Source organism: Streptomyces durmitorensis, assembly GCF_023498005.1.
Classification (GTDB): Bacteria; Actinomycetota; Actinomycetes; order Streptomycetales; family Streptomycetaceae; genus Streptomyces; species Streptomyces durmitorensis.
Genome location: NZ_CP097289.1, coordinates 5,304,961 through 5,316,826 on the forward strand (window position 1 = coordinate 5,304,961; position 11,866 = coordinate 5,316,826).

Here is an 11,866-nt window from a genome sequence, read left to right on the forward strand (position 1 = left end):
ACTCACCATGATCAGCAGCATCCTTGTCGCCAACCGCGGCGAGATCGCCTGCCGCGTCTTCCGCACCTGCCGCGAGCTGGGCATCGCCACCGTGGCGGTGTACTCCGACGCCGACGCGGACGCCCTGCACGTCCGTGAGGCGGATTCGGCCGTACGCCTGCCTGGTGCGGCGCCCGCCGACACGTATCTGCGCGGCGACCTCGTCGTGAAGGCCGCGCAGGCGGCAGGCGCGGACGCCGTCCACCCCGGCTACGGCTTCCTCTCCGAGAACGCGGACTTCGCGCGCGCCGTCGTGGACGCCGGGCTCGCGTGGATCGGGCCGCCGCCCGAGGCGATCGAATCCATGGCCTCCAAGACGCGCGCCAAGGAGCTCATGGGCATCGCGCCGATGGCCGTGGACGACGTCACCGCTGCCGATCTGCCGGTCCTGGTGAAGGCGGCGGCCGGCGGTGGCGGGCGCGGCATGCGGGTCGTACGGGAACTGGACGCCCTGAAGGGTGAGTTGGCCGCCGCGAGCGCGGAGGCGGCCAGTGCCTTCGGGGACGGCGAGGTCTTCGTCGAGCCCTATCTGGAGGGCGGCCGGCACGTCGAGGTGCAGATCATGGCCGACGCGTACGACACCGTCTGGGCGCTCGGCACGCGGGACTGCACGCTCCAGCGCAGGCACCAGAAGGTCATCGAGGAGTCCCCTGCGCCGGGCCTTGCCCCTGATCTGGTCGAGGAGCTGCACGCGCAGGCCGTGCGTGCGGCGCGCGTGACCGGGTATCGCGGTGCGGGCACGGTGGAGTTCCTGGTCGCGGGCGACCGGGTGCAGTTCCTGGAGATGAACACCCGCCTCCAGGTTGAACACCCGGTCACGGAAGCCGTGTTCGGCATCGATCTCGTCGCGCTGCAGATCCAGGTCGCGGAGGGCGCACGGCTCCCGGAAGAGCAGCCCACCGCGCGCGGGCACGCCGTCGAGGCCCGCCTCTACGCCGAGGACCCGGCGGCGCAGTGGGCCCCGCAGACCGGCACCCTGCACCGGCTCTTCGTGCCGGGGGTGCGGCTCGACACGGGGTACGCGGACGGCGACACGATCGGCGTGCACTACGACCCGATGCTGGCCAAGGCCATCGCGTACGCCCCCACGCGTGCGCAGGCCCTGCGTGGACTGGCGGGCGCGCTGGAGCGTGCGGTGGTCCACGGCCCTGTCACCAACAGGGAGTTGCTCGTACGGTCCCTGCGGCACCCGGAGTTCGTCGAGGCCCGCATGGACACGGGTTTCTACGACCGGTACGTCGCCGAACTCGCCGCCCCCGCCCCGGACCCGTATGCCCCGCTGGCCGCAGCGCTGGCCGACGCGCACGGGCGCTCGCGGTTCGGCGGCTGGCGCAATCTCGCGTCGCAGCCGCAGGTCAAGCTCTTCCGGAGCGAGCCGGACGGCGCCGAGCACGAGGTGCGCTACCGGCACGAGCGGGAGGGGCTGAGCGCGGAGGGTGTGCGGGTGCTCTCCGTGTCCGGTGAGGTCGTGGTGCTCGAAGTCGACGGCGTACGGCGGCAGTTCACTGTCAGCCGCTACGGCGGCGATCGCGTGTACGGCAGCTATCGCGTGTACGTCGGCAACACCGCCCTCACCCCGCTCCCGCTGCTCCCCGAACCCACCACCCGGCAGGAGCCCGGCTCCCTGCTCGCCCCGATGCCCGGCACCGTCGTGCGCCTGGCCGACGGTCTCGCGGAGGGGGCGCGGGTCACCGCCGGGCAGCCTCTCGTCTGGCTGGAGGCGATGAAGATGGAGCACCGCATCTCCGCTCCCGCCTCCGGCACACTCACCGCCCTGCACGCAGCGCCCGGCCGCCAGGTCGAGGTCGGCGCACTGCTCGCGGTCGTAGATGTCGTGGATCCCGTAGGTCCCGTAGATGCCGCAGACGTCGTAGAAGCCCCTGAAGTCGCCTGAAGTCGCTTGAGCCGTCGTACAGGAGGAACAGTCCGTATGAGCACCGTCCTCGAAACCGAAGAGCACCAGGCCCTGCGCGCAGCCGTCGCCGCACTCGGCAAGCGTTACGGCCGTGACTACCTCACCCGCGTCGTCCGGGACGAGGGCCACCCCGACGAACTGTGGGCCGACGCCGCCAAGCTCGGCTATCTGGGCGTGAACCTGCCCGAGGAGTACGGCGGAGGAGGCGGCGGCATAGCCGAACTCTCCATAGTCCTTGAGGAGTTGGGGGCGGCAGGCTGCCCCTTGCTCATGATGGTCGTGTCACCCGCGATCTGCGGGACCGTCATCGCCCGCTTCGGCACCGACGAGCAGAAGCAGGCCTGGCTGCCCGGTCTCGCCGACGGCACCCGGACCATGGCGTTCGGCATCACCGAGCCCGACGCGGGCTCCAACTCCCACCGGATCACGACGACCGCGCGCAAGGACGAGGCGAGCGGCGACTGGATCCTGACCGGCCGCAAGGTGTTCATCTCGGGCGTCGACATCGCCGACGCGACGCTGATCGTGGGCCGTACGGAGGATGCCCGCACCGGCAGCCTCAAGCCCTGCCTCTTCATCGTCCCGCGCGAGACGGAGGGCTTCCAGCGGCGCCAGATCGAGATGGAACTCCAGGCCCCGGAGAAGCAGTTCGAGCTGACCCTCGACGACGTACGGCTGCCCGCAGACGCCCTGGTGGGTGACGAGGACGCCGGGCTGCTCCAGCTCTTCGCGGGCCTCAACCCCGAGCGGATCATGACGGCGGCGTTCTCGATCGGCATGGCGCGCTACGCGCTCTCGCGGGCGGTCGGGTACGCCAAGGAACGCAGCGTGTGGAAGAGCCCGATCGGCGCCCACCAGGCCATCGCGCACCCCCTCGCGCAGTCCCACATCGACATCGAACTGGCCCGTCTGATGATGCAGAAGGCCGCCCGGCTCTACGACGACGGCGACGACATGGGCGCAGGCGAGGCCGCCAACATGGCCAAGCTCGCGGCGGCCGACGCGTGCGTGAAAACCGTCGACCAGTCGGTGCACACGCTGGGCGGCAACGGCCTGACGAAGGAGTTCGGTCTCGCCTCGCTGATCGTGGCGTCGCGGGTGGCGCGGATCGCCCCGGTGAGCCGGGAGATGATCCTCAACTACGTGTCGCATCAGACGCTGGGCCTGCCCAAGTCGTACTGACCCCCTGCTCGGTCTTGAACTCCCGGAGGACTCATGGGACTTGTGTACGCGCCCCCGGAGCGCGGCATCGTCACGCTCACCCTGGACACACCCGCCAACCGCAACGCGCTCTCGGCGGGCCTCCTGCACGGGCTCGCGGAGGCGCTTGACGACTGCGGCAAGGACCCGGACGTCCGCGCGGTCGTCCTCACGCACACCGGCTCGACGTTCTGCTCGGGCGCCGACCTGCGGGAGCCGCCGGACCCGGCCGTCTTCGTCGCGCTGCTCCGGCAGATCGTGGACCTTCCGAAGCCGGTGGTGGCGCGGGTGGACGGGCATGTGCGGGCGGGCGGGCTCGGCCTGCTCGGCGTGTGCGACATGGCGGTCGCGGGGCCGGGGGCTTCGTTCGCGCTGACGGAGGTACGGATCGGGGTGGCGCCCGCGGTGATCTCCATGCCGCTGCTCGCGCGGCTCGACCCGAGCGCGGCGTCCCGCTACTTCCTCACCGGGGAGCGGTTCGGCGGGGCGGAAGCGGCGCGGATCGGTCTGGTGACGGTGGCGGGGGAGGACGTGGACGCGGAGCTCCAGCCCCTCCTCGAAGGGGTGCGGAAGGGGGCGCCGGAGGCCCTGGCCGAGACGAAGAAGCTGCTCACGGCTAGGGTGCTCGACGCATTCGACCACCACACGGACTCCCTCATCGCCCTGTCCGCGCGGCTCTTCGCCTCGGCGGAGGCGCGGGATGGGATGGGGGCGTTCCTTGAACGACGGGAGTGCCCATGGGTGCTGTGACCGCGGCTGATCGTGCCGATCGCTCGCCCAAGCAGGACCGCAGCCGCGTGACGCGGCAGCGGCTCCTGGAGGCGGCGGTGGCGTGCCTCGCCGAGAGCGGCTGGGCGGGGTCCACGGTGTCCGTGGTCGCCGAGCGGGCCGGTGTCTCGCGGGGTGCGGCCCAGCATCACTTCCCGACGCGGGAGGACCTCTTCACGGCGGCGGTGGAGTACGTGGCCGAGCAGCGGTCGACTGCGTTGCGGGAGCTTCCGGCGCAGGACCGGGCGTCGGTGGTGGCGGCTCTGGTGGACCTGTACACGGGCCCGCTCTTCCGGGCGGCGCTGCATCTGTGGGTGGCGGCGTCCAATGAGCCTCAGCTCGGGTCGCGGGTGACGGAGCTGGAGGCGCGGGTGGGGCGGGAGACGCACCGGATAGCGGTGCAGCTACTGGGGGCGGACGAGTCCCGCCCCGGGGTCCGGGAGACCATCCAGGGCCTCCTGGACATGGCGCGAGGCCTCGGTCTGGCGAATCTCCTGACGGATGACGGGGTCCGGCGGGAGAGGGTGGTGGCGCAGTGGACCGTGCTGGTGGAGGGGGCGCTGGAGAACTGATTCGGGGGCCTTGGCTGCCGTCATCACCGGCTTCGCCGAGTTCGTCCTCAAACGCCGGACGGGCTGGCTTCAGCCCGTCCGGCGAAGAATCCCTACCTCGCGATGTCCCCGTACCCCTCCACCGCACGAGGATCCCGCGTCCCCGGCCCCACATACCGGGCCGAAGGCCGGACCAAGCGCCCCGTCCGCTTCTGTTCAAGAATGTGCGCCGACCACCCGGCAGTCCTCGCGCACGTGAACATCGACGTGAACATGTGCGCGGGCACCTCGGCGAAGTCGAGGACGATCGCGGCCCAGAACTCGACGTTCGTCGCCAGGACACGGTCCGGGCGCCGGGCGTGCAGCTCGTCGAGCGCCGCCTTCTCCAGCGCCTGGGCCACCTCGTAGCGCGGAGCGCCCAGCTCGCGCGCCGTACGGCGCAGGACTCGCGCACGCGGGTCCTCGGCCCGGTACACCCGGTGCCCGAAGCCCATCAGGCGCTCGCCCTTGTCAAGGGCCTGCTTCACGTACGCGACCGCGTCCCCCGTCCGCTCGATCTCCTCGATCATGCCGAGGACGCGGGAGGGGGCGCCGCCGTGCAGCGGCCCGGACATCGCGCCCACGGCCCCGCTCAGCGCCGCCGCCACGTCCGCGCCCGTCGACGCGATGACGCGGGCCGTGAACGTGGAGGCGTTCATGCCGTGCTCGGCGGCCGACGTCCAGTACGCGTCGACGGCCTGGACGTGCTTGGGGTCGGGCTCGCCGCGCCAGCGCTTCATGAAGCGCTCGACGACCGTGTCCGCCTTGTCGATCTCGCGCTGCGGCACCATCGGCAGGCCCTGGCCGCGGGCGGACTGGGCGACGTACGAGAGGGCCATGACGGCGGCCCGTGCCAGGTCCTCGCGGGCTTCCTGCTCGCTGATGTCCAGGAGCGGCTTCAGGCCCCACACGGGGGCGAGCATCGCAAGGGCGGACTGGACGTCGACGCGGATGTCGCCGGAGTGCACCGGGATCGGGAACGGCTCGGCGGGCGGCAGGCCGGGGTTGAACGCGCCGTCGACCAGCAGGCCCCAGACGTTGCCGAAGGAGACGTGGCCGACCAGATCCTCGATGTCGACGCCGCGATAGCGAAGCGCGCCGCCTTCCTTATCCGGTTCGGCGATCTCCGTCTCGAACGCGATGACTCCCTCAAGTCCGGGTACGAAGTCGGACATCAGGCGGCTCCTCGTGATGTGTACGACAGATGGTGGTGACAGACAGCTCGTGACCATGTGTCAGAAGTGGGCATTCGCGGTCCGGTTCCGCGGTCTGCCGGTACGTCGATGGCTTCCGGCTTTCGACTCGCGGTCCGGATCGGTCACCCCGGTGATGCCCCGCCCGGCTGGTGGTCACCCAACCGATTCGGCAGCGGAACGATATCCCTTGGTGCCACCCTTGGCGATGGCATACGGCACTCAGTGCCACACGTCACCTCCCCGTGGTGCACGACGGCCCCCGGCTGACTCTTCGTATACGGCAAGATGACCGCGTGACCGATCGAGCCGCCGCCTCCGCAGCAGACGCCGCAGGATCCTCGTCCGCTGCCTCCTCCGTGTCCGATCCCGCCGCCATACGGGCCCATTACGGCCTGGACGGACTCGTCGAGACGGAGCTGCCCGCCACGCCCGTCGAGCTCTTCGCCCTCTGGTTCACGCAGGCGCTCGCCGCGGCCGAAGCGGGCCTGCTCCACGAGCCGAACGCCATGGTCGTCTCGACGGTGGACACCGCAGGCCGCCCCAGCTCGCGCACGGTCCTGCTGAAGGGCTTCGACGAGCGCGGCTTCGTCTTCTTCACCAACTACGAGTCCCGCAAGGCCCGCGAACTGGCCGAGAATCCGAACATCGCGCTGCTCTTCCCCTGGCACCCGATGGCCCGCCAGGTCATCGTCACGGGCACGGCGCGGCGTGTCGCCCGCGAGGAGACGGTGGCGTACTTCCGCACCCGCCCGCACGGCTCGCAGCTAGGCGCCTGGGCCAGCGCCCAGTCCTCGGTCATCGCCACGCGCGATGAACTGGACCGCGGTTACGCCGACTTGGAGGCGCGCTACCCGGAGGGCGAGCAGGTGCCCGCGCCTCCGCACTGGGGCGGCTTCCGCGTGGAGCCGCAGAGCGTCGAGTTCTGGCAGGGCAGGGCGAACCGCCTGCACGACCGCCTGCGGTACGTACCCGCCGAGCGGGACGGCTGGACCGTGGAGCGCCTCAGTCCGTGAGCGTGGTTGCAGGGCTCTGCCCCGTGAGCGCGGCCGCGGGGTGCTACCCCGTCAGGACCCCGTCCAGGAACGGCTGGATCGCCTCGCGCCAGGCCTCCGGCTGGTCGTAGTGCACCAGGTGGCCCGCGTCGGCCACTTCCGCATAGGCCCCGCGGGGCAGCACGCGGACCATTTCCTGGGACTCGGCACGGCCCAGCTCGCCGTCCAGGCCGCGGACGACCAGGGCGGGGCACCGGACCTGGGTCAGGTCCTCCCAGTGCGCGTCGTACACCCACGTCTCGCGGGACTTCAGCATCTGGTCGCGGTCGAAGACGGGGCGCCAGCCGTCCGGGCCCTCGGTCATCACCTCGGCGAAGAACTCGCCGCGCGATGGGTTGGGCCGCTCGACCCAGGGATCGTCCTCGCCGAACCACTTGCGTACGTCGGCGAGCGTGGCGAAGGGCACGGGCCAGGCCCTGAACCAGTCCTCCCACTCGCGCTGCGACGCGGCACCGAGTGCGGAGGCCCGCATGTCGGTGATGATCAGGGCGCGGACGAGATCGGGGCGCTTCGCGGCGAGCTGCCAGGCGGTGAGCGCGCCCATGGAGTGGCCGATGAGAACGGCGGGGGCGAGGCCGAGCTGGACGAGCGCGGCCTCGGCGTCGTCCACGTAGGCGTCGCGGGTGAAGGGGCCCTCGGGGGGCTTGTCGCTCTGCCCGTGCGCGCGCTGGTCGAGTGCGACCGCGCGATGCCGCTCGGCGAGCCAGCGGGCGGTGCCCGCCCAGTGCGATGCACGGCCCATCAGGCCGTGCAGTAACAGGACGCCTCCGGGCGATCCGTCGGTCTCCCTGGACTTGGGAGGATCGGCGAACTCCCAGGCGGCAAGGCGTACGCCACCCGCGCCCGTCACGTCAATGCGCCGCACCATGGTTCCTGGCACCCCCCTTGAATCATCTCGGGCTGAACGCCTGGTTCTGTCACGCACCCCCGCACGCTATCGAACTCTTTTTCGAAAGCGGCCAGATCGCCGGCAACACCCCTCATTCGAGTGACCACGCTCAAGGATTGGCCGCCGCTGCCGAGGGGAGATCTTCATCGGGAGGCGGGCCGCTCGGGGAAAACGGTCCGAGGGGGATGACCCTGGGAGCTCGGGGCTCCGGGTCAGAACAGGGGAGGACAGGCCCCGGCGCTCAAGGGCGCCGGGGCCCTCTGTACGCACAGGGCGTGCCGATGTGCACCGCTCGCCCACGACGCGCTCCCGCTCACCAGATGGGCACATCCTCCTGCCCCCTCCCACGGCCGTGGCAGCCAGACCCGGCGCCGACACGGTCAAGAGCCCTCAGGTCATATGCCTCTCGCGACAGCCTCGCACGCAAAACGTCCGGGCGCTGCGATTCCGCACACTGAATCTTGGACCCCATTCGATCCCGGAGTCTTCACAACTGCCCAACAGTTACCGCTAGTTGACGCGAACTCCCGGTAACGGGAGCCGGATTCCGCCGTCGCCCGGGGTTGTGGACGTCATCGCCCGGTCCTGCGGACCTCAGCGCTTGGCGACGAAGACGTGCGAAGCGACCTCCGCGTCCAGCTCCGCGGCCTCACCGCTGCTGCCCACGAGCACCCCGCCCGCGGACTCCGTCACGCTCACCACGGAGCCGGGCTGCACGCCCGCGCGCCGCAGCGTGTACATCAGCTGCGCGTCCGTCTGGATCGGCTCGCCGATGCGGCGCACCACGACGGTCTTGCCCTCCGCGCCCGGGTCGAGGTCGACCAGGGAGACCATGCCCTCGTCCAGGAACGGATCGGCGCTGTCCTTCTCGCCCAGCTCCTCCAGGCCCGGGATCGGGTTGCCGTACGGAGACTCGGTGGGGTGGCGCAGGAGCTCAAGGACGCGGCGCTCCACGGCCTCGCTCATCACGTGTTCCCAGCGACACGCCTCCGCGTGGACCTGCTCCCACTCCAGGCCGATCACGTCGACGAGGAGGCACTCCGCCAGGCGGTGCTTGCGCATCACGCGGGTGGCGAGCCTGCGGCCCTCCTCGGTCAGCTCCAGGTGCCGGTCGCTGGCGACCGCCACCAGGCCGTCGCGCTCCATGCGCGCGACCGTCTGGCTCACCGTCGGCCCGCTCTGGTCGAGACGCTCGGCGATCCGGGCGCGCATGGGGACCACACCTTCCTCCTCCAGCTCGAGGATGGTGCGCAAATACATCTCAGTGGTGTCAATAAGCCCCGACATGGGTGCCCCTCAGATTTCTCTCGTGCGGCCGGCCCTGCCCTCAATTCTGACGCATACCACTGACAACCGGATCGCGCCGGGGGAAAACCCGGTCCAGGCGGCCTTGACGGGGTGCTCGGGCCGTATTGACAGGGCACTGGTCCAGACCGCAACGTGATCCGCGGCACACGGGAAACACGTGCAGTAGATGCGTACAAGACATACGTACCCGGAAAGGTTCCTCGGCGCATGGGCTCGAAGAGCGAGAGCAAGCTGGCCGGTCAGTACATCGACGCCGCGATCGGCCTGCTCGGCCGTGTGCGCGACGAGGAGGGCGGGAACGTAGAGGCGGCCGGCACGCTCCTCGCCGACGCGGTCGAGGCGGGCGGCAGGCTCTTCGCCTTCGGCGCCGGGCACTCCTCGCTGGCCGCGCAGGACGTCGTCTACCGCGCGGGCGGCCTCGCCCTGATGAACCTCCTGGCCGTCCCCGGGGTCGTCGGCATCGACGTCATGCCCGCCACGCTCGGCTCGGCCCTGGAGCGGGTGGACGGGCTCGCGGGCGCCGTCCTGGACTCCTCGCCGGCCCGCCCCGGCGACGCACTCGTGATCATCTCGCTCTCCGGGCGGAACTCGCTGCCCGTGGAGATGGCGATGAACGCCCGCGCGCTCGGCCTGAAGGTCATCGGCGTGACGTCGGTGGCGTACGCGACGGAGACGAAGTCGCGGCACGTGTCCGGTACCTTCCTGAAGGACCACTGCGACGTCGTGATCGACTCCAAGATCGCCCTCGGCGACGCGGAGCTCAGCCTCGACTCGGTCGGCGCGCCCTTCGGTCCCGCCTCCAGCGTGGTCGCGAACACGATCATGCAGGCGATGACGGCGACCGCCGTCGAGCTGCTGGCCGCGCGGGGCGTCGAGCCGCCGGTCCTGCGGTCCGGGAACGTGGACGGCGGGCATGACTGGAACGGCAAGGTCTTCGAGGAGTACGGAGACCGGATCTTCTACCGCCGCTGAGGCTCCTGCGAGCCCGTGGGAAAGCGCACCCGCACGGTGAGCCCCCCTCCCCGCGCGTTCGCCTCCGCGGTCGCCTGCGCCCCGTGCGCGCGGGCGATCGCCTCGACGATGGACAGGCCAAGGCCCGCACCCTCGCCCCTCGCATGCGTACGTTCCCGCAGGCGCCGGAAGGGCTCGAAGAGGTGCGGGACGGTGTCCGGCGGGACGGCGGGTCCGGTGTTGGTGACCTCGATGCCCTCGGGGCCCGTGCGCACCTCGACCCGGCCGCCCTTGACGTTGTAGTGCACGGCGTTCGCCACCAGGTTGTGCACGAGGCGGTCCAGGAGCACCCCGTCGCCGTACACGGTCAGCGGCTCGGCGTGCAGGGAGAGCGTGACGTCCCGCTCGGCCGCCTGTCCCACGAGCCCCTCCGTCACCGCGTCGGCGATGACGTCGAGCGCGACGGTCTCCCTGCGCTCAAGCCCCCGCTCCGAGGTGGCAAGGAGCAGCAGCCCCTCGATCAGGTGCTCGCTGTCGTCGGCGACGGAGATGAGCTTCGTACGGATCCGGGCCACCTGACGCGCGTCGGGCTCACCCGCGAGACCGATCTCGGCGGCGGCCCGCTGCACGGCCAGCGGGGTGCGCAGCTCGTGCGCGGCATTGGCGGCGAACCGCTGCTGCGCGCTGACCAGTTGCTCTATCCGCCCGAGCATCTCGTCGAACGTGTCGGCCAGCTGCTTCAGCTCGCCGGGCGGGGCGTCGAGCGCGATCCGCTCGTGCAGGTTCTCGCCGGACAGCCGTCGCGCGGTGCCGGTGATCACGGCCACGGGGTGCAGGACGCGGCCCGCCATCCACCAGGCGAGCAGGATGGACAGCGCCGCGTACACGAACAGCACGATGACGGAGACGGTCAGGAGCCGGCTCAGGGCCGCCTGCTCGGCCACATCACTGATCTTCGTGACGGCGAGGCCCTGCGTGACGTCGTCGGCCGAGAAGTTCTCCAGAGGCGTCGCCCCGACCGGCGACGCGGACGCGGCCGGGGTGGGCATCACCCAGGGCGGACTCAGCTTCCGGCCGGGGACGGCGGTGGTGACGGCGGTACTGATCGAGGAGTACAGACCCTGCCGTACGAGGAAGTAGACCAGGCCGGTGAGCAGCGCTCCCGCCAGGACGAGCATGCCGCCGTAGAGGGCGGTGAGACGGCCGCGTTCACTGCTGAGGCCACCGATGCGGAACCCGCGCCCGTTGCCCCGGCAAAAGCGCCTCACGCCGACCAGCCCGTGATCCGGTAGCCCGCGCCCGGGACCGTCTCCACCACCGGGGGATCGCCCAGCTTGGTGCGGAGCTTGGAGAGGGTGACGCGGACCGCGTTCGTGCGGTAGCTGGTGTCCTCCTCCCAGACCTGTTCGATCAGGTCGTCGCCGCTGACCACCGCGCCCTCCGCCCGCAGCAGCGCCTCAAGGACCGCGAACTCCTTGCGGGAGAGCGACAGATGGCGGCCGTCGCGGCTCGCCTGGCGGCGGGCCGTGTCCAGGACGAGGCCCGCGCGTTCGATGACGGGCGGCAGCGCGGGGCGCGTGCGGCGGCCGAGGGCCAGGACGCGGGCGAGGAGCTCGTCGTACGCGAAGGGCTTGGTCAGGTAGTCGTCGGCGCCCAGGCCCAGGCCCGCGACCCGGTCCCTGATCGTGGCCGACGCCGTCAGCATCAGGACGCGCGTGAGCAGCCGCTGCGCCACCACCCTGCGGCACACCTCGTCGCCGTGCAGGCCCGGCAGGTCCCGGTCCAGGATGACGACGTCGTACTCGCCGAGCTGGAGTTTGCGCAGCGCCGTCAGGCCGTCGGCCGCGACGTCGACCGCGAGCGCGTCGCGGCGCAGCCCGTCGGCGATCATCTCGGCCAGGAATTCCTCGTCCTCCACCAGCAGTACGCGCATGCGGCCCTGTGTACCTGAAGTGCAC

11 protein-coding genes are annotated in these 11,866 nt (G+C 71.2%); 6 read left to right on the forward strand and 5 right to left on the reverse strand.

Annotated features, from left to right (window positions below):
- Positions 1-7 precede the first annotated feature (7 nt).
- The 4 genes from M4V62_RS23910 to M4V62_RS23925 are packed head-to-tail and all read left to right on the forward strand — an operon-like array spanning position 8 to position 4,494.
- Positions 8-1,933, forward strand: a complete 1,926-nt coding sequence (locus M4V62_RS23910) for an ATP-binding protein (RefSeq protein WP_249589270.1) — start codon at positions 8-10, stop codon at positions 1,931-1,933.
- Between the two features lie 36 nt (positions 1,934-1,969).
- The gene (locus M4V62_RS23915; RefSeq protein ID WP_249589271.1) at positions 1,970-3,136 is read left to right on the forward strand and encodes an acyl-CoA dehydrogenase family protein; all 1,167 of its coding nucleotides are present in this window, start codon (positions 1,970-1,972) and stop codon (positions 3,134-3,136) included.
- A 33-nt stretch (positions 3,137-3,169) separates the two neighbouring features.
- Positions 3,170-3,904: an enoyl-CoA hydratase family protein gene (locus tag M4V62_RS23920; RefSeq protein WP_249589272.1), complete on the forward strand. Its 735-nt coding sequence runs from the start codon at positions 3,170-3,172 to the stop codon at positions 3,902-3,904.
- A complete protein-coding gene (locus M4V62_RS23925; protein ID WP_249589273.1) occupies positions 3,892-4,494 on the forward strand; it encodes a TetR/AcrR family transcriptional regulator in 603 nt (200 codons plus the stop codon). The genes M4V62_RS23920 and M4V62_RS23925 overlap by 13 nt, the downstream gene beginning before the upstream one ends.
- A gap of 92 nt (positions 4,495-4,586) precedes the next feature.
- Here the strand turns inward: M4V62_RS23925 and M4V62_RS23930 are convergent, their stop codons facing one another.
- The gene (locus M4V62_RS23930; RefSeq protein ID WP_249589274.1) at positions 4,587-5,687 is read right to left on the reverse strand and encodes a citrate synthase 2; all 1,101 of its coding nucleotides are present in this window, start codon (positions 5,685-5,687) and stop codon (positions 4,587-4,589) included.
- Between the two features lie 314 nt (positions 5,688-6,001).
- On the opposite strand from M4V62_RS23930, the gene pdxH reads away from it, so the two are divergent.
- A complete protein-coding gene (pdxH, locus tag M4V62_RS23935; protein WP_425575129.1) occupies positions 6,002-6,721 on the forward strand; it encodes a pyridoxamine 5'-phosphate oxidase in 720 nt (239 codons plus the stop codon).
- Between the two features lie 43 nt (positions 6,722-6,764).
- Here pdxH and M4V62_RS23940 read toward each other — a convergent pair whose 3' ends face one another.
- Together M4V62_RS23940 and M4V62_RS23945 are read right to left on the reverse strand one after the other, a co-directional pair.
- Positions 6,765-7,628: an alpha/beta fold hydrolase gene (locus M4V62_RS23940; RefSeq protein WP_249589275.1), complete on the reverse strand. Its 864-nt coding sequence runs from the start codon at positions 7,626-7,628 to the stop codon at positions 6,765-6,767.
- Positions 7,629-8,243: 615 nt separating this feature from the next.
- Positions 8,244-8,936: an iron-dependent transcriptional repressor DtxR gene (locus tag M4V62_RS23945; RefSeq protein WP_249589276.1), complete on the reverse strand. Its 693-nt coding sequence runs from the start codon at positions 8,934-8,936 to the stop codon at positions 8,244-8,246.
- Between the two features lie 228 nt (positions 8,937-9,164).
- Here M4V62_RS23945 and M4V62_RS23950 point away from each other — a divergent pair, with 228 nt between their 5' ends.
- Complete coding sequence (locus tag M4V62_RS23950; protein ID WP_249589277.1) at positions 9,165-9,929, forward strand: SIS domain-containing protein; 765 nt, start codon at positions 9,165-9,167, stop codon at positions 9,927-9,929.
- On the opposite strand, the gene M4V62_RS23955 is transcribed toward M4V62_RS23950, so the two are convergent.
- A complete protein-coding gene (locus tag M4V62_RS23955) occupies positions 9,917-11,086 on the reverse strand; it encodes a sensor histidine kinase (RefSeq protein WP_249592961.1) in 1,170 nt (389 codons plus the stop codon). The two genes, M4V62_RS23950 and M4V62_RS23955, sit on opposite strands and share 13 nt — an antisense overlap.
- Positions 11,087-11,172: 86 nt before the next feature.
- Entirely contained in the window at positions 11,173-11,841 is a 669-nt protein-coding gene (locus M4V62_RS23960) for a response regulator transcription factor (RefSeq protein ID WP_249589278.1), read from the reverse strand.
- Between the last annotated feature and the right edge of the window lie 25 nt (positions 11,842-11,866).